Consider the following 16,377-nt stretch of genomic DNA (forward strand, 5'->3'; position numbering starts at 1 on the left):
GGCAGGCCGTCAGCATACCTGCTGTTTCCAGCTGCGGCAGCGTTGCGATGGTTATGGGGACGGAAAATGGGAAAGCCAGCTGGATCGGATCAATGGATGGCCATTGCTCAGGTCAAGCGCAATCCCTGTGGGAGCGAGCTTGCTCGCGATGGCGGTGGGCCAGCTTGCACCAAGGCTGAATGTGCCGACGCTATCGCGAGCAAGCTCGCTCCCACGGGGTGTACTAGCGAATTGATGAGTTGCGGGTGCCTTTCCTGTACACAAAAAAACGCCCCGAACCAGTCGGGGCGTTTTTTCAAGGCGCGGTGCAGGCTATCAGTAAGCCTTGCCGGTCTTGTAGAAGTTCTCGAAGCAGAAGTTGGTCGCGTCGATGTAACCTTCGGCGCCACCGCAGTCGAAACGCTTGCCCTTGAACTTGTAGGCCATTACGCAGCCGTTCTGGGCTTGTTTCATCAGGGCGTCGGTGATCTGGATTTCGCCGCCCTTGCCTGGCTCGGTCTGTTCGATCAGGTCGAAGATGTCCGGAGTCAGGATGTAGCGGCCGATGATCGCCAGGTTCGACGGTGCGTCTTCAGGCTTTGGCTTCTCGACCATGCTGTGAACCCGGTAGATGTCTTCGCGGATCATCTCGCCGGCGATCACACCGTACTTGTTGGTTTCCTGCGGATCCACTTCCTGGATCGCCACGATGGAGCAGCGGAACTGCTTGTACAGCTTGACCATCTGGGTCAGTACGCCATCGCCTTCGAGGTTGACGCACAAGTCGTCCGCCAGCACCACGGCGAACGGTTCGTCACCGATCAGCGGGCGACCGGTCAGGATCGCGTGGCCCAGGCCTTTCATTTCGGTCTGGCGGGTATAGGAGAACGAGCACTCGTCCAGCAGCTTGCGGATGCCGACCAGGTATTTTTCCTTGTCGGTGCCCTTGATCTGGTTTTCCAGCTCGTAGCTGATGTCGAAATGGTCTTCCAGGGCGCGCTTGCCACGGCCGGTGACGATGGAAATTTCCGTCAGGCCTGCGTCAAGGGCTTCTTCGACACCGTACTGGATCAGTGGCTTGTTCACCACCGGCAGCATTTCTTTGGGCATGGCTTTAGTCGCTGGCAGGAAGCGAGTACCGTAACCGGCTGCTGGGAACAAGCATTTCTTGATCATATAAGTCCTTGAAAAGGCGGTATGTACGAGTTTCGGCGCAGTCTAATCAGGCCGCAGGCACCTTACAATGCCCACGCTGGCCAACCGATGCCATCATAGAGAAATAAACCGGCGGATAGTTCAATCGCCTTTCGCTTCGATGGTTCCAGCGGTCCCACTCTACGCCCATGGGCGCTGTTTGCGAGCTTTTGACGTATCATGGCCGCCTTGATCACGCCAACGGGGCAATTAGATGTCGGCAACTCCAAACGCAAACGGTTACTCGGTCAGCCAGGACAAGGACGGCCAGTGGTGGATTACCAATTACCACGGTGAACAGGTCGCCGGCCCCTTGCCCAGCAAGGCCATGGCGGTGGAAGTGGCTGCGGTATTCCAGGATGAACGCTCTGCCCCGGCGCCCCGGGAGCGCGAAAAGGCTCCGGCACGCAATACTCGCCGCAAGAAATAGTCGGGCCATCCCATCATTGCCTTGATGGGAACTGTGGTTTAGCTGTACCGGAATGGCCATTCGCTATAATCTCGCGCCATTCCTCCCCCCTCTCGATGACGATCCCATGAAAACACTTTTGGCGCTGTTTACAGTCCTGGCCCTGGCGGGCTGTGCCTCGGCGGAAAAAACCTACCTGGCCAACGGTGAACAAGGCCTGGCCATCGACTGCTCGGGCGAAGCCAATTCCTGGGCGACCTGCTACGAAAAAGCCGATGCGTCCTGCGCCGGCACGGGTTATCGCATCGTCGGCACCGACGGCACACCACAAGCCAAGGAAAGCGAAAAGACTCTGGGGGTCGACGTGGGCAACTTCAGCAGCCGCAGTGTCGTCGTGGTGTGCAAATAAAAGTGGGCAAATAAACTAGATGTGAATCTCGGCGAACTTGATCCCCAGGCCCCGCAAGGTCTCGATCAGGTCGTCGAGCCGAGAGAAGGATTCAACTTCGTCCTGGTCGTCCACCAGGAAAAAACTGCGTCCGGCGCTTTTCTTGAAAAACACAATCCACTCGCCCGGGCTCCCAGGGTTCTGGATCACGTGGGTGGCGCAGATCAGGCCTTCTGCATGGCGCTCGCGCACCTGTTCGCGTTTCATTGACCGGGCTCCATAAATGACAATGCCGCCAACGGCGACCGTGGCGGCATTCTTGTATCGAGGGTGGAAGTTTAACCGATGCCTGGCGATCCGTCAGGCCGAGCCCACGCTCAACCGGAAATGCAGGCGTTGGCCGCGTCCTGTACATCCCCGGGGCGCACGGGCACGTTGGACATGCTTTCATGCAGCTTGATGCTGCTGCCGCTGGAGCGCTCGTCAATGTCGAACACCGCCGCCGGCAGCGCCGACAGCTTGCCGGGAACGATCACCCGAACGCCGTTTTTATGCGGCTCCATTTGCAGCGGGCCACGGCTCTCGAGCAGCTTGTCGGCAACACACCGGGCGTATTCATGGGGTTTCTTTCCGGAGATGACGCTCATGGTGGGCGGTGTCTGGTTGATGTCCGATACCGACGCACATCCACTCAGGGCCAAAGCCAATACCCACACGCTGCGCTTCATACGATTCCTCCGATAAAGACCCTCCGACAGCATAAACACTGCTTTTCTCCCCTGCGCTGCGCTTTTTTACCCAGTGGCCGGTAATAAATCAGCCCAGCCTGGGACAGGGGTCGGATATTAACCCGTGGTGCTGATAAACTGCGCGCCATTATTTGCTTCATCTTCTGTCCTGACCCGGCAAGAAATGCCCTTCTGGAGGCACCCTTGAAATTCATCCACCAGCGCGAGCACCTCAACGAGGACGATATCGTCGTTATCGAATGCTCCCAAATGTGCAACATCCGTTTGATGAACGACGCCAATTTCCGCAGCTTCAAGAACGGTGGCCGGCACACGTACCATGGCGGCGCGTTCGACACGTTCCCGGCACGGATCACCGCACCGAGCACAGGCTTCTGGAACATCACCATCGATACCGTCAACCGTCGCGCCATCAGCGTTACCCGCAAGCCGACCCTGACCCACAAGATCAAGATCATCCGGCGCTCCAGCTCGAAACTGAGCTGAGCAGCGTCCCAGACGAAGACAGGAATAACCGTGGCCCAGACGACCAAATACGTCATCAAGTACAAGCTCAACGGCGAACGCCGCTTCGAGTTCGCGCAGTTGCAAAATGGCACCGAGGAAGAAGCCCTGGCAGAGCTGAAGAAGCTGCATGGCGAGAGCGATGATGTGATCAGCGACCTCAAGGTCAGCAAGGCACTCTGAACGGCGGGACAAAATGCCTTTCGTGGCGAGGGAGCTTGCTCCCGCTCGGCTGCGCAGCAGTCGTAAAGCGCATTGACGCGGTACATCATAATGGCTTCATCTGCCTGATTGGGGCGGCTGCGCCACCCAGCGGAAGCAAGCTCCCTCGCCACAGAAAGCTCATCACACCGCAAGAATCGGGGTGCGGGCGACGCGGTAGTGCTCAGACTGGGCAGTCCTCCCATTCAGGATTGCAATCATGCCCTCTGAGTCCTCCCTGCCCCGCCCCATCGCCGACCTCGACTGGCCCGCCCTGGAACAAAGCCTCGACCAGGACGGCTGCGCGATCATTCGCAAGCTGCTTCCGGCAGCGCTGTGCCTGCAGCTGCGAGGCTTGTACAGCGACCCGGGGCTGTTTCGCTCCCGGGTGGTGATGGCCCGTCATGGATTCGGACGCGGCGAGTACCAGTACTTTGCTTATCCGCTGCCCGAGGTGGTTCAGCAATTACGTCAATCGCTATATGCCCGGCTGGTGCCGCTGGCCAATCGCTGGAACGATTGCATGGGCCTGCCAGTGCGCTATCCCGACCGGCACGCCGATTTCATCCGGCGCTGCCACGACGCCGGCCAACAACGCCCTACGCCGCTGCTGCTGCAATATGGCCCGCAGGACTACAATTGCCTGCATCAGGACCTGTACGGCGAGCACGTATTCCCGCTGCAGGTGGCAATCCTGCTGGCGGAGCCGGGCGAGGACTTTACCGGCGGCGAGTTTGTCCTCACCGAACAGCGCCCGCGCATGCAGTCACGACCACAGGTCATCGATCTGAAACAGGGCGACGCCGTGATGTTCGCCGTACACCAGCGACCCGTCAAAGGCGTTCGCGGTTATTATCGAGTGAACCTGCGCCATGGCGTCAGCCGCTTGCACAGCGGCCGCCGGCATACACTTGGGATCATTTTTCATGATGCGCAATGACCACACGCCCATCACCCTGGATCTGTTCGCCGATCAACCGCCCACCACGCCCGGCGAGGTCGAACAGATCGGCCAGCAATCCTTCGTATTACGCGGGTTTGCCCTGCCCTGGCTCGACCGCGTGCTGCCCGCGCTGGAAAGCGTCTTGCAAGCGGCGCCATTCCGGCAGATGGTCACGCCCGGCGGTTTTACCATGTCGGTGGCCTTGACCAGTTGCGGCGCGCTCGGCTGGACCACCGACCGCAGCGGCTATCGCTACACGGCCCACGATCCGCAGACCGGCCAGCCCTGGCCCGACATGCCACAGCTGTTTCGCGAACTGGCCCGTAACGCCGCCCGGCAGGCGGGGTTCGAGCACTTCGAGCCCGATGCCTGCCTGATCAACCGCTACGTGCCCGGCGCCCGAATGTCGCTGCACCAGGACAAGAACGAACGCTCCCTGACGGCCCCCGTCGTCTCGCTCTCCCTTGGCCTGCCGGCGATGTTCCAGTTCGGCGGGTTCGAGCGCAGCGACAAAAGCCAGCGCATTGCGCTGTTCCACGGCGACATCGTGGTCTGGGGCGGTGTGGATCGCTTGCGTTACCACGGCGTGCTGCCACTCAAGCCGGGAGAGCATCCGACGCTGGGTGCCCAGCGGATCAATCTGACGTTCCGCATGGCCGGATAACAGCGCAGAATTCAACCGCAAGACCCGGAGTGTCGCCACCTGGACGGCTCGCTACTGTAGGCAAAACGGGCCAATGGAATAACGACCATGAACAGCACTTCAAACACTCTCGCCTCTGAACAGGACCCACGCTGGGCGGCCGTGCTCGCCCGGGATCCGCGCGCCGACGGACAATTTGTCTATGGCGTGAAAACCACCGGCATCTATTGCCACCCCAGCAGCCTGTCGCGCCTGCCCAACCCGCGTAACGTCGAATTCTTCGACACACCGGAACAGGCCCAGGCGGCCGGTTATCGTCCCAGCAAACGCGTGGCCAGGGACCAGACCCAGATCGCCGCGCAACAGGCCGCCCGGGTCGCGGCCGCCTGCCGGCAGATCGAGGCCGCCGAGGAACTGCCAGGCCTGAATGAACTGGCGCTGAGCGCGGGTTTGAGCCCTTTTCATTTCCATCGCGTTTTCAAGTCTGTCACCGGCCTGACGCCCAGGGCCTACGCCGCCGCCCACCGCTCGCGCAAAGTGCGCGAACGCCTGGCCGAAGCCGGGACGGTGACCGAGGCGCTGTATGACGCCGGTTTCAATTCCAACAGCCGCTTCTATGAAGCCGCCGACAAAGTCCTCGGCATGAAACCGGCCGACTACCGCGCCGCCGGGCAGAACACCGACATTCGCTTCGCCGTCGGCCAGTGCTCCCTGGGGGCGATCCTGGTGGCGCAAAGCGACCGTGGCGTGTGCGCGATTCTGCTGGGGGATGATCCGGACGCACTGGTGCGCGACCTGCAGGACAAATTCCGCCGCGCCAACCTCATCGGCGCCGACCGGGAATTCGAGCAGTTGATTGCCCAGGTCGTGGGGTTCATCGAAGCGCCGGCCCTGGGCCTCGACCTGCCGCTGGACCTGCGCGGCACGGCCTTTCAGGAACGGGTCTGGCAGGCCCTGCGGGAGATTCCGCCGGGCAGCACCGCCAGCTACGCCGAGATCGCCCAGCGCATCGGCCTGCCCAAAGCCGTTCGCGCCGTGGCCCAGGCCTGCGGCGCCAACAGCCTCGCCGTGGCGATCCCCTGCCACCGGGTGGTGCGCAGCGACGGCAACCTCTCGGGCTATCGCTGGGGCGTCGAGCGCAAGCGTCAGTTGCTGGCGCTGGAACGCTCGTCCGCAGACTGAACGCCGATATAGATCGCCACCGAGTCGGGCGCATTGTAGACCTCGAAATCGGTGGTGAACCGGCGCACGGTCTGCGGGTTATCGGCGAAGTACGCCCAGATCAGACCCCAGGCCTGGATCACGCAATCTGGCATCGGCCCCTTGGCTGAAAACACCAGGTAGTCCCCACCCTCGACGTCCACGGCGGGGTAACCTGCGCTCGTGGCATCGACCTGCACACCGGCCGTCACGTTGAAGTAGCCGGTGGCATCGGACTCGTAATCGGAATACACCCCATAGACGAACGACTCGCACTGCCGGGCCGGAACGTTGTCGAACAGCCCTTCGGTGAAGAACTGGTGCCACATCGGGCCGATCTTTGCCGTGTCGCCTTGCTGCTCGTCGGCATTGCGGGTGCGCACCTGCAAACCGGCGACGGTGAAGGGTTCGACAGTTTTGAGTTTCACGTCCATGGATCGAGCTCCTTGATGGGGGAAGCCGCATGGTACCCATCCCTTTGCCCGGATCAAACCCGAACATCGATTGAAAAACTCGACTGGTCCTGGCCGGGCGACACCTGCTAAAAACACGCTTTCCTTCTGCCGTCGGAGACACCCGAACATGAGTCAGTGGCCAGACACCCGCATTCTCGACCTGCTCGGCATCGAGCTGCCCATCATCCAGGGGCCTCTGGCCGGCGTAACCGGTCCGGCCATGGTAGTCGCCACCTGCAATGCCGGCGGGCTGGGCTCGATGCCGGCGGCGATGCTCGACGTGGAGCAACTGCGCCAGGCGCTGACGACCATCAGCGAACAGACCGACAAACCGTTCAACGTGAATTTTTTCTCGCACCAGCCACCGGCGTTCGATGAACAACGGGCCGAGGCCTGGAAACAGCGGCTCAAGCCTTATTACGAAGAACTGGGCGCCGACTTCGAAGCGCCGACGCCGGTGTCCAATCGCACCCCGTTCGATGACGCGGCCTGTCGCGTGCTGGAGGAACTGCGGCCCAAGGTGGTCAGCTTCCACTTCGGCCTGCCGGAAAAATCGTTGCTGGATCGGGTCAAGGCCACCGGCGCGAAAATCCTCTCCTCGGCCACCACCGTCGAAGAAGCCATCTGGCTCGAACAGCACGGCTGCGACGCGATCATCGCCATGGGCTATGAGGCCGGCGGTCATCGCGGGATGTTCCTGAGCGAGGACCTCAACACCCAGGTGGGTCTGTTCGCCCTGCTGCCGCAAGTGGTGGATGCGGTGAAGGTGCCGGTGATCGCCACCGGCGGGATCGGCGACGCGCGCGGGATTGTCGCGGCGTTTGCCCTGGGCGCGTCGGCGGTGCAGTTGGGCAGCGCTTATCTGTTCACACCGGAAGCCAAGATCACACCTTCCCATCACCGGGCGCTACGCACGGCCAGGGAAAGCCAGACCGCCGTTACCAACCTGTTCACCGGCCGCCCGGCCCGGGGCATCGTCAACCGGGTGATGCGCGAGGTCGGCCCGATGAGCCCGCTCGCGCCGGCTTTCCCCCTGGCGGGCGGCGCCTTGATGCCGCTGCGGGCGAAAGACGAAGCGGATTTCGCCAACCTCTGGGCCGGCCAGGCGTTTCCCCTGGGGCGTGAGCTGCCGAGCGCCGAACTGACCCGGCGCTTGGCCGAAGAAGCGCTGGCGCGGTTCAAGGGCTGACTTGGTCGACTGACGCCTTCGCGAGCAGGCTCGCTCCCACAGGGTTTTGTGTCGGATCTGATTCCGCATCCACCGTAAATCCAGTGTGGGAGCGAGCCTGCTCGCGAAGGCGGTGGCCCTGTCACCGCAAATTCCCAGCAAAATACCGCGTTCCGTTTCCCAGGCATTCGCTATATATTCCGCTATATAGCGAACCCATCCCCACGGAACCCCGACCATGCGCTCGAACCCTTTCGCCCGGCTGCTGCTGGCTACCTGCTTTTGTGTCAGTGCCGCCCAAGCCGACGAGGTGCAGGTAGCCGTCGCTGCCAACTTCACTGCGCCGATACAGGCCATCGCCGCCGATTTCGAAAAAGACACCGGCCACAAGCTGATAGCCGCCTATGGCGCGACCGGGCAGTTTTATACGCAGATCAGGAATGGTGCGCCCTTCGAAGTTTTCCTCGCCGCCGACGACACCACCCCGGCCAGGCTCGAAAGCGAAGGCGCTACCGTCAAGGGCTCGCGCTTCACGTATGCCATCGGCACGTTGGCGCTGTGGTCGGCCAAGGACAACTACGTCGACAACCAGGGCCAGGTCCTGCGCGACAATGCATTCACGCACCTGTCCATCGCCAATCCGAAAACCGCGCCGTATGGCCTGGCCGCGACCCAGGTCCTGGAAAAACTCGGGCTGTCCACGCCGGTGAAGAACAAGCTCGTCGAAGGCCAGAACATCACCCAGGCCTATCAGTTCGTTTCCACTGGCAACGCCGAACTGGGCTTCGTCGCTCTGTCCCAGGTATACAAGGACGGCAAGCTGGCAAGCGGTTCGGCATGGATCGTTCCGGCCGAGCTGCATGATCCGATCAAACAGGACGCGGTTATTCTCGACAAAGGCCGGGACAACCCTGCCGCCCTGGCCTTGATGGAATACCTCAAGGGCCCGCAAGCCGCCGCCATCATCCAGTCCTTCGGTTATCAACGCTGATGCCGCTGACCGGCGCCGATTACGCGGCCATCTGGCTGACGCTGAAACTGGCCTCGCTGACCACGGTGATCCTGCTGCTCATCGGCACACCCATCGCCCTGTGGCTGTCGCGCACCCGATCCTGGCTGCGCGGGCCGGTGGGCGCGGTGGTGGCACTGCCGCTGGTGTTGCCGCCCACCGTGATCGGCTTTTATCTGTTGCTGGCGTTGGGTCCGAACGGCTGGATCGGCCAGTTCACCCAGGCTCTCGGCCTGGGCACCCTCACCTTCAGCTTTACCGGGTTGGTGATCGGCTCGGTGATCTATTCCATGCCGTTTGTTGTCCAGCCCTTGCAGAACGCGTTTTCCGCCATCGGCGATCGTCCATTGGAAGTCGCCGCCACGCTGCGAGCAGGTCCGTGGGACACTTTTTTCCACGTTATCCTGCCCTTGGCCCGACCCGGTTTCATCACCGCGGCGATTCTCGGTTTCGCCCACACGGTCGGTGAATTCGGCGTGGTGCTGATGATCGGCGGCAACATCCCGGAAAAGACCCGGGTGGTGTCGGTGCAGATCTACGACCATGTCGAAGCCCTCGAATATGCCCAGGCCCATTGGCTGGCGGCGGCGATGCTGGGGTTTTCCTTCCTGGTGCTGCTGGCGCTGTACTCCAGCCACCGAACCCGTGCCGGCTGGAGCTGAGCGATGATCCAGGCAAGATTTCAACTCGACCACGGCGACTTTTTCCTCGACCTGGACGTGCAATTGCCTGGCCGTGGGGTGACGGCGCTGTACGGCGAATCCGGCTCTGGCAAGACCACCTGCCTGCGCTGCATCGCCGGCCTGGAGCGACCCTCACAGGGCTTCATCGAGGTCAATGGCGAGGTCTGGCAAGACAGTGAGCGCGGCGTATTCGTGCCACCTCATCAGCGCGCGCTGGGCTATGTTTTCCAGGAGGCGAGCCTGTTTGACCACCTGTCGGTACGCGACAATCTGGCGTTCGGCCTCAAACGCGTAGCACCGGCGCAACGGCGCGTGGACATGAACCACGCGACGGAACTGCTCGGCATCGGTCACCTTCTCGACAGGCAACCCCATAACCTCTCCGGCGGCGAACGCCAGCGCGTCGGCATCGCCCGCGCCTTGCTGACCAGCCCGCGATTGCTGCTGATGGACGAGCCACTGGCGGCCCTCGATACGCGGCGCAAAAACGAAATCCTGCCTTACCTGCAACGACTCCACGACGAACTGGACATCCCGGTGCTGTACGTCAGCCATTCCCAGGACGAAGTCGCGCGCCTGGCTGATCACATCGTGCTACTCGATGCCGGGCGCGCCCTGGCCAGCGGGCCGATCGCCGAGACCCTGGCGCGACTCGACCTGCCATTGGCCCAGGGCGATGACGCGGGCGTGGTGATCCAGGGCAAAGTCAGCGCCCATGACCCGCAATACCAGCTACTTACCCTGACGTTGCCCGACAGCCAGTTGCAGGTGCGTGTCGCCCATCAGCCGATGGCTGTCGGCCGACCGTTGCGCTTCAAGGTACAGGCGCGGGATGTCAGCCTGAGCCTGGCGAACGATGCACAGACCAGCATTCTCAATCGCCTGCCGGTGACGGTCGTCAGCGAACTGGCGGGCGACAACGCGGCTCATGTACTGATCCGGCTGGAGGCCGCTGGCACGCCGTTGCTGGCGCGGATTACCCGGTACTCCCGGGATCAGTTGAAGCTGCATCCGGGGCAGATGCTGTGGGCACAGATCAAGGCGGTGGCGGTGTTGGCGTAGGTATCGACACAGCTCCTGTGGGAGCGAGCCTGCTCGCGAAGCGGTGGCCCCGTTTCCTCCAGTGTTGGCTGTGCTGGCGCTTTCGCGAGCAGGCTCGCTCCCACAGGGGCGATTTGGGTGATGTAAGAAACTCGGCACGACCGCAACGGGCAGCGGTCAATCAATTCACAGGCCATTCGAATTCATCGCCAAGGATCAAACATGCCCGACACCCTGCCGCCCGATGCACTCCCGGCTGATCTGCACTACGTCGACGACACCGCCCCGGGCATCACCCGCCGCAAACTGCGGGGCAAGTTCTGTTACTTCGACCCGTCGGGCCAGCGCATTACCGATCCCGCCGAAATCCAGCGGATCAACGCCCTGGCCGTTCCGCCGGCCTACACCGATGTGTGGATCTGTACCGACCCGCGCGGCCACCTCCAGGCCACCGGACGCGACGCCCGAGGACGCAAGCAGTACCGCTACCATTCGCGCTGGCGCGAAGTGCGCGATGCGGACAAGTACTCACGCATGCTCGAATTCGGCCGCACCCTGCCGCGACTGCGCAAACGCCTCGAGGAAATCCTCGCCACGCCCGGTTTCAGCCGCGATAAAGTCCTCGCAACGGTCATCACGCTGCTCGACGTCACGCTGATCCGCGTCGGCAATAGCCAATACGCCCGGGACAACCGTTCCTACGGCCTGACCACGCTGCGCAACAAGCATGTCGCGGTCAACGGCAGCGCCATCGCTTTCCAGTTCCGTGGCAAGAGCGGCGTTGAACACCAGATCACCGTGAAGGACCGACGCCTGGCACGGATCATCAAGCGCTGCCAGGAAATTCCCGGGCAGAACCTGTTCCAGTACCTGGACGAACACGGCGAGCGCCACGCCGTTACCTCTTCGGACATCAACGCCTACCTCAAGACACTCACCGGCGCCGATTTCACCGCCAAGGACTATCGCACCTGGGCAGGCAGCGCGGCGGCGCTGGACGGGCTGCGCACATTGCAGTGGGAAACCGAGACCGAAGCCAAGCGACACGCTGCCGAAATGGTCAGGCAGGTCGCCCGGCAGTTGGGCAATACGCCTGCCGTCTGTCGCAAATGCTACATCCACCCCGCCGTGCTGGAAGGCTTCATGGGCGGTGTGCTGAGCGACCTGCCCAAACCTCGCGAACGCAAGGGACTCAGTGCGCAAGAAGCCGCACTGACAATGTTCCTGCAGCGTATGGCCCAAGCCGTCGAAGCCTGTTGAGCGAAGCGGCGGCTGATTGCCGGACCTGAACAAGCGCATGACGGAAGTGGAACATCCGACAGCCGGTGGACTCCCAACTGTACAGAGCCGCTGATCCGCAGACTCGTCAACGCGTGAAGTCGAGAGGAGTTTCAGATGTCCGAACACATCGTCCATTTCCATTGCCAGATCGACCAGGGGACCACCGAGCGCTTCCGGGACAATTGCCTGGAAGCCATTGAAAAAGGCGCCGACTCGCTGATGCTCAACCTCTCTACCGTCGGTGGCAGCACCAATTTCGGTTTCACCCTCTATACCTTTATCAAATCCCTTCCGGTGCCCGTGCGCGCGGTGAATGCCGGCAACATCGAGTCGATGGGCATCGTCATGTACCTGGCCGCCAGCGACCGCACCACCACCCCGCATTCACGCTTCCTGATACACCCGATGAATTGGTATTTCGGCCAGAAATCAGTGGATCACTCGCGCTTGCGTGAATACCTCTCGAGCCTGGACAACGACGTGGCGCGGTACGTGGAAATCTACGTCAAGGAAACCGCCGGCGCCGCCACGCAACTGGATATCTTCAAATGCCTGTGCGCCGAGGAGCGAGTGATACCGGCGGAAAATTCGTTGGCTTTCGGCATTGCACACCGGGTGGAACAAGTGGTGTTTGCGCCCGAGGCGAAACATTGGAAAGTCAGCGGCGGCGAGGACTGAATCACTCCTTTGATGATGAATAAATACAATTTGCCGCCGCTTGCCTTATTAACTAAATCGATGCTGTACAAGTTCAAGCGAGACGGTTGTATAAGTTACCCAGGTGTTAATTCTTTAGTTGATACCGTTCGTCGCCAGCGAAACGTTTTTTTTAAACTTCCATCCGCAAATTTCTTTCACAGTACTGCGAGGCACGTTTTACTCGCTTAACCAAAATGAGGATTCTCGAAATGGCTAATAGCGGAAACAAAAACCCAGGTAACTTCGCAAACGACCGAGAAAAAGCATCTGAAGCCGGCAAGAAAGGCGGACATGCTTCCGGCGGAAACTTTGCCAACGACCGGGAAAAAGCCTCTGAAGCCGGTAAGAAAGGTGGCGAACGCAGCCATGGCGGCGGCAGAAAATCGTAACCCGGAAAAACCGTTGGGGCGTAGCGTTGCTGCGCCCTGGCGCTTAAACCTGTCGAGGTCACGAATGAGCCAGGACCGATTCATTGTCAGTTTCATCGCCGACGGCCAGCCCGATAACCGGGTGCTGGCGGCTGACACCGAGACCCTGAGCACCGAAGAAGCCGAGGCACTCTTGAGAGTGACCTTCACCGAATTGAAAAGCGTCGGAATAAGCGACGTCCAAGTTCAGAAAAGAACCAAGCCAAACGAAACGGAACATGATGTTCCAGGGCACTTCAAACAGCCGTAATTAATTTATCCCTGCCCCGTGGCGAGGGAGCTTGCTCCCGCTGGGCTGCACAGCAGCCCTGATAATTATCCAATTAAACACAGTATCCAAGTTGATTGCCTTGGGGCTGCTGCGCAACCCAGCGGGAGCAAGCTCCCTCGCCACAAAAGCATATTCGGCAAATTCGCGTTTAATGAGCATGCCCCGTCGGGTCCTTGATCTGCCACACCTGCCCCTTCTGCCACGCATCCGCACCGGGATCGATTGTCGGCGCTTCGATTGCCGCGCGGGCGCGTTTTTTCTCTTCGCTGGAGATGCCCATCCGGCTGTCGCGCTCACGCACCAACTGCGGGTCGATCTGGCCGTCGGCGGTAAAGCCCATCATCAGTTGCGGAACACCGTAAGGCAGCGCGTCGCCCTGTTCGGTGTGCCAGGTGTGCCAGGTCTTGCCGTAGGTGCTGACGAGGTTTTTCATCAAGCGGGTTTCCACCACCTCGGGAATCCCTGGCGCGACCAATTGCCCGGACTTCACCTCATGCACATGGCTGTGCCACAACTGTTTTTCGCTGGCCGGCAGGCCCTCGAACAAGCGCTTGCTGATGATGTACTCCACGCCCATGAGCTTGGCGTTCGCGGTGTTGGCATCAAAGATGGCGCACTGGAACACTTCTTCGTTCAGTGCCGTGCAGTAGTGATGCGCTTCCATTTGCCCGGACATCCGCCCGTTATAGAAATGGAAGCCATCCAGGTAGGTGTCCAGCGCTTGCAACGGGGGTTTGTTCTGCATGAGCCCCGCCCCGGCTTCCAGCGTCGCGGTGGTCGGGCTCTTCGCGGCTCCTGGCGCGTCCACCGGTGAATGGCTGTCGCCGCCCGCGCAGCCTGCCAACCCCACCGTTGCCACGCAAAGCATGGCCCAGGTTCCTTGAGTGACTTTTCCAGGCATCTCGACTCTCCTTCTCATGACTGTTCATGAGAAAGGCGCCCGCTCACCCGGGTTTGATTTTTCACCTGAGCAACCGACGAGCGGCCGCTAATCGCGGGCCTTATAGGCCTGTTTCACGGTATCGATCCAGGCCGGGTCAAGGCGCGACTGCTCGGGGTCCAGACCGCGCGCCTGCATGTTCTGCAGATGTTCATCGGCCTCGCGACTCAACGAGGCCTGGTCGCTGGAGTTGGCATCCAGCAGGTGCATCTGGGCCAGGCCCAAATGATAGAAGCGCAGCAGCTTCATTGCCGCCGGATCCTGGGCCTGCACCCCAGCCTTTACCTGGTGCATCACGTTGGTAACGCTCATCAGGCTGCGCTTGAGCTGCCAGCCGTACACCGCCGCGTTCATCCACGGCTGTTGCCAGAAATACCCGCGCATGAGCGCGGCCATCAGCAGCACGGCGGCGAAAACCCCGCCCACGTTGAAGCGAAAATTATCGCCCCCGGGTGTGCCGAACAGCATCACCGCCAGGCTCGATAGCAGCATCGCCAAGGCCAGGAATACCACGGCGAGGATGAGCGTGCTGCGGCGGGTCTGCTGCCGGTAGGTCACGGCGTCCCACGGTTTGATCTCGAACATCGCGTCGCATTTTCCTTGTGTGGCGTGAAAAGACTCGCGCATTATCGCCTCCCCGGTCGATTTGGCTATGCTGGGGCTCATTTGTGTTGCACCGACCCGAAGGACCCGGATCAAAGTCCATGGCGATACCGCAAGGATCGTGCGATCTTCCTGCGTGGACGTTTTTTCAAAGATGCCGCCGTCGTGCGCGCGGCATCGTTTTCAAGGAAAGCTGAATGACTCAAAGACATGTAATCAACGCCTCGGTAAGCCCCAAGGGCAGCCTGGAGACCTTGTCCCAGCGCGAAGTCCAGCAACTGAGCGAAGCCGGTTCCGGCAGCATCTACGATCTTTTCCGCCAGTGCGCCCTGGCTATCCTCAACACCGGCGCCCATGTCGACAATGCCAAGACCATCCTCGAAGCCTACAAGGATTTCGAGATCCGCATTCACCAGCAGGACCGGGGCGTGCGCCTGGAGCTGCTGAACGCGCCGGCCGATGCGTTCGTCGACGGCGAGATGATCGCCAGCACCCGGGAAATGCTCTTCAGCGCCCTGCGCGACATCGTCTACACCGAGAACGAACTGGACAGCCAGCGCATCGACCTGAGTTCGTCCCAGGGCATCAGTGACTACGTCTTCCACCTGCTGCGCAACGCCCGCACCCTGCGTCCCGGCGTGGAACCGAAAATCGTCGTGTGCTGGGGCGGTCATTCGATCAACACCGAAGAATACAAATACACCAAGAAAGTCGGCCACGAGCTTGGCCTGCGCAGCCTGGACATCTGCACCGGCTGCGGCCCCGGCGTGATGAAAGGCCCGATGAAAGGCGCGACCATTGCCCACGCCAAGCAGCGTATCCATGGCGGGCGTTACCTGGGCCTGACGGAGCCGGGCATCATCGCCGCCGAGGCGCCGAACCCGATCGTCAACGAGCTGGTAATCCTGCCGGACATCGAGAAGCGCCTGGAAGCCTTCGTGCGCGTCGGCCACGGCATCATCATCTTCCCGGGCGGCGCCGGTACGGCGGAAGAGTTCCTCTACCTGCTGGGCATCCTCATGCACCCGGCCAACCAGGACCTACCCTTCCCGGTCGTGCTCACCGGACCGAAAAGCGCCGCGCCGTACCTGGACCAGTTGCACGCGTTTGTCGGCGCGACCTTGGGCGAAGCCGCGCAGAAGCACTACCAGATCATCATCGACGATCCGGCTGAAGTGGCGCGGCAGATGACCCAGGGCCTGAAAGAAGTGAAGCAGTTCCGCCGCGAGCGCAACGACGCGTTCCACTTCAACTGGCTGTTGAAGATCGACGAAGGTTTCCAGCGCCCGTTCGACCCGACCCACGCCAACATGGCCAGCCTCGGCCTGAGCCGCGACCTGCCGCCCCACGAACTGGCCGCCAACCTGCGCCGGGCGTTTTCGGGAATCGTCGCCGGTAACGTCAAGGACAAGGGCATCCGTCTGATCGAGGAGCACGGCCCGTACGAGATCCACGGCGACTCCGCCATCATGGAACCGCTTGACCGCCTGCTGCAGGCCTTCGTCGCCCAGCACCGGATGAAACTGCCGGGCGGCGCGGCGTATGTGCCGTGCTATCGCGTGGTGACCTGATTCGCAGGCACCCCATAA

General features: G+C 61.5%; 22 protein-coding genes. 16 read left to right on the forward strand and 6 right to left on the reverse strand.

What is annotated here, in order from left to right; translation table 11 throughout:
• Nucleotides 1-315: 315 nt before the first annotated feature.
• Nucleotides 316-1,155, reverse strand: a complete 840-nt coding sequence (gene galU, locus J3P94_RS16950) for a UTP--glucose-1-phosphate uridylyltransferase GalU (RefSeq protein ID WP_039592970.1) — start codon at nucleotides 1,153-1,155, stop codon at nucleotides 316-318.
• 232 nt (nucleotides 1,156-1,387) lie between these two features.
• On the opposite strand from galU, the gene J3P94_RS16955 reads away from it, so the two are divergent.
• Nucleotides 1,388-1,603, forward strand: a complete 216-nt coding sequence (locus tag J3P94_RS16955; protein WP_305495356.1) for a hypothetical protein — start codon at nucleotides 1,388-1,390, stop codon at nucleotides 1,601-1,603.
• Between the two features lie 106 nt (nucleotides 1,604-1,709).
• Nucleotides 1,710-1,991 carry a hypothetical protein gene (locus tag J3P94_RS16960; protein ID WP_305495358.1) on the forward strand — a complete coding sequence of 94 codons (282 nt, stop codon included), beginning with the start codon at nucleotides 1,710-1,712 and terminating at the stop codon, nucleotides 1,989-1,991.
• A 15-nt stretch (nucleotides 1,992-2,006) separates the two neighbouring features.
• On the opposite strand, the gene J3P94_RS16965 is transcribed toward J3P94_RS16960, so the two are convergent.
• Together J3P94_RS16965 and J3P94_RS16970 are read right to left on the reverse strand one after the other, a co-directional pair.
• Nucleotides 2,007-2,237, reverse strand: a complete 231-nt coding sequence (locus J3P94_RS16965; protein ID WP_305495360.1) for a hypothetical protein — start codon at nucleotides 2,235-2,237, stop codon at nucleotides 2,007-2,009.
• 110 nt (nucleotides 2,238-2,347) lie between these two features.
• Nucleotides 2,348-2,698 (reverse strand): hypothetical protein, encoded by a 351-nt coding sequence (locus tag J3P94_RS16970; protein ID WP_434568904.1) that lies wholly within the window; start codon nucleotides 2,696-2,698, stop codon nucleotides 2,348-2,350.
• A 204-nt stretch (nucleotides 2,699-2,902) separates the two neighbouring features.
• On the opposite strand from J3P94_RS16970, the gene J3P94_RS16975 reads away from it, so the two are divergent.
• The 5 genes from J3P94_RS16975 to ada all read left to right on the forward strand — a co-directional run bounded on the left by J3P94_RS16975 (nucleotide 2,903) and on the right by ada (nucleotide 6,192).
• On the forward strand, nucleotides 2,903-3,205 hold the full coding sequence (locus J3P94_RS16975; RefSeq protein ID WP_003182962.1) for a DUF1883 domain-containing protein: 303 nt from the start codon (nucleotides 2,903-2,905) through the stop codon (nucleotides 3,203-3,205).
• Between the two features lie 30 nt (nucleotides 3,206-3,235).
• Entirely contained in the window at nucleotides 3,236-3,406 is a 171-nt protein-coding gene (locus tag J3P94_RS16980) for a hypothetical protein (RefSeq protein WP_305495364.1), read from the forward strand.
• A 238-nt stretch (nucleotides 3,407-3,644) separates the two neighbouring features.
• A complete protein-coding gene (locus tag J3P94_RS16985) occupies nucleotides 3,645-4,364 on the forward strand; it encodes a 2OG-Fe(II) oxygenase (protein ID WP_434568905.1) in 720 nt (239 codons plus the stop codon).
• On the forward strand, nucleotides 4,354-5,031 hold the full coding sequence (gene alkB, locus J3P94_RS16990) for a DNA oxidative demethylase AlkB (RefSeq protein WP_434574229.1): 678 nt from the start codon (nucleotides 4,354-4,356) through the stop codon (nucleotides 5,029-5,031). The genes J3P94_RS16985 and alkB overlap by 11 nt, the downstream gene beginning before the upstream one ends.
• A gap of 87 nt (nucleotides 5,032-5,118) precedes the next feature.
• Nucleotides 5,119-6,192 carry a bifunctional DNA-binding transcriptional regulator/O6-methylguanine-DNA methyltransferase Ada gene (ada, locus tag J3P94_RS16995; protein WP_434568906.1) on the forward strand — a complete coding sequence of 358 codons (1,074 nt, stop codon included), beginning with the start codon at nucleotides 5,119-5,121 and terminating at the stop codon, nucleotides 6,190-6,192.
• On the opposite strand, the gene J3P94_RS17000 is transcribed toward ada, so the two are convergent.
• Entirely contained in the window at nucleotides 6,156-6,644 is a 489-nt protein-coding gene (locus J3P94_RS17000; protein ID WP_434568907.1) for a GyrI-like domain-containing protein, read from the reverse strand. The two genes, ada and J3P94_RS17000, sit on opposite strands and share 37 nt — an antisense overlap.
• 148 nt (nucleotides 6,645-6,792) lie before the next feature.
• Here J3P94_RS17000 and J3P94_RS17005 point away from each other — a divergent pair, with 148 nt between their 5' ends.
• The 8 genes from J3P94_RS17005 to J3P94_RS17040 all read left to right on the forward strand — a co-directional run bounded on the left by J3P94_RS17005 (nucleotide 6,793) and on the right by J3P94_RS17040 (nucleotide 13,224).
• Nucleotides 6,793-7,854 (forward strand): NAD(P)H-dependent flavin oxidoreductase, encoded by a 1,062-nt coding sequence (locus tag J3P94_RS17005; protein WP_434568908.1) that lies wholly within the window; start codon nucleotides 6,793-6,795, stop codon nucleotides 7,852-7,854.
• Nucleotides 7,855-8,071: 217 nt separating this feature from the next.
• Nucleotides 8,072-8,824 carry a molybdate ABC transporter substrate-binding protein gene (gene modA, locus J3P94_RS17010; RefSeq protein ID WP_434568909.1) on the forward strand — a complete coding sequence of 251 codons (753 nt, stop codon included), beginning with the start codon at nucleotides 8,072-8,074 and terminating at the stop codon, nucleotides 8,822-8,824.
• On the forward strand, nucleotides 8,824-9,504 hold the full coding sequence (gene modB / locus J3P94_RS17015) for a molybdate ABC transporter permease subunit (RefSeq protein ID WP_434568910.1): 681 nt from the start codon (nucleotides 8,824-8,826) through the stop codon (nucleotides 9,502-9,504). Before modA ends, modB begins: the two co-directional genes overlap by 1 nt.
• 3 nt (nucleotides 9,505-9,507) lie before the next feature.
• A complete protein-coding gene (modC, locus tag J3P94_RS17020) occupies nucleotides 9,508-10,587 on the forward strand; it encodes a molybdenum ABC transporter ATP-binding protein (protein ID WP_434568911.1) in 1,080 nt (359 codons plus the stop codon).
• Between the two features lie 201 nt (nucleotides 10,588-10,788).
• Entirely contained in the window at nucleotides 10,789-11,826 is a 1,038-nt protein-coding gene (locus J3P94_RS17025; RefSeq protein ID WP_434568912.1) for a DNA topoisomerase IB, read from the forward strand.
• A gap of 135 nt (nucleotides 11,827-11,961) precedes the next feature.
• On the forward strand, nucleotides 11,962-12,525 hold the full coding sequence (locus J3P94_RS17030) for an ATP-dependent Clp protease proteolytic subunit (protein ID WP_039592957.1): 564 nt from the start codon (nucleotides 11,962-11,964) through the stop codon (nucleotides 12,523-12,525).
• A gap of 230 nt (nucleotides 12,526-12,755) precedes the next feature.
• Nucleotides 12,756-12,935: a general stress protein gene (locus tag J3P94_RS17035; protein ID WP_186614672.1), complete on the forward strand. Its 180-nt coding sequence runs from the start codon at nucleotides 12,756-12,758 to the stop codon at nucleotides 12,933-12,935.
• Nucleotides 12,913-13,224 carry a hypothetical protein gene (locus J3P94_RS17040; RefSeq protein WP_434568913.1) on the forward strand — a complete coding sequence of 104 codons (312 nt, stop codon included), beginning with the start codon at nucleotides 12,913-12,915 and terminating at the stop codon, nucleotides 13,222-13,224. Before J3P94_RS17035 ends, J3P94_RS17040 begins: the two co-directional genes overlap by 23 nt.
• A gap of 169 nt (nucleotides 13,225-13,393) precedes the next feature.
• On the opposite strand, the gene J3P94_RS17045 is transcribed toward J3P94_RS17040, so the two are convergent.
• Both J3P94_RS17045 and J3P94_RS17050 read right to left on the reverse strand, forming a co-directional pair.
• Nucleotides 13,394-14,146, reverse strand: a complete 753-nt coding sequence (locus tag J3P94_RS17045) for an OBAP family protein (RefSeq protein ID WP_434568914.1) — start codon at nucleotides 14,144-14,146, stop codon at nucleotides 13,394-13,396.
• An 87-nt stretch (nucleotides 14,147-14,233) separates the two neighbouring features.
• Nucleotides 14,234-14,770 (reverse strand): DUF3087 family protein, encoded by a 537-nt coding sequence (locus tag J3P94_RS17050; RefSeq protein WP_434568915.1) that lies wholly within the window; start codon nucleotides 14,768-14,770, stop codon nucleotides 14,234-14,236.
• A gap of 215 nt (nucleotides 14,771-14,985) precedes the next feature.
• On the opposite strand from J3P94_RS17050, the gene ppnN reads away from it, so the two are divergent.
• Entirely contained in the window at nucleotides 14,986-16,359 is a 1,374-nt protein-coding gene (gene ppnN / locus J3P94_RS17055; protein WP_305495382.1) for a nucleotide 5'-monophosphate nucleosidase PpnN, read from the forward strand.
• The last annotated feature ends 18 nt before the right edge of the window (nucleotides 16,360-16,377 follow it).

The sequence above is a fragment of the Pseudomonas sp. Z3-8 genome (assembly GCF_051131975.1).
Classification (GTDB): domain Bacteria; phylum Pseudomonadota; class Gammaproteobacteria; order Pseudomonadales; family Pseudomonadaceae; genus Aquipseudomonas.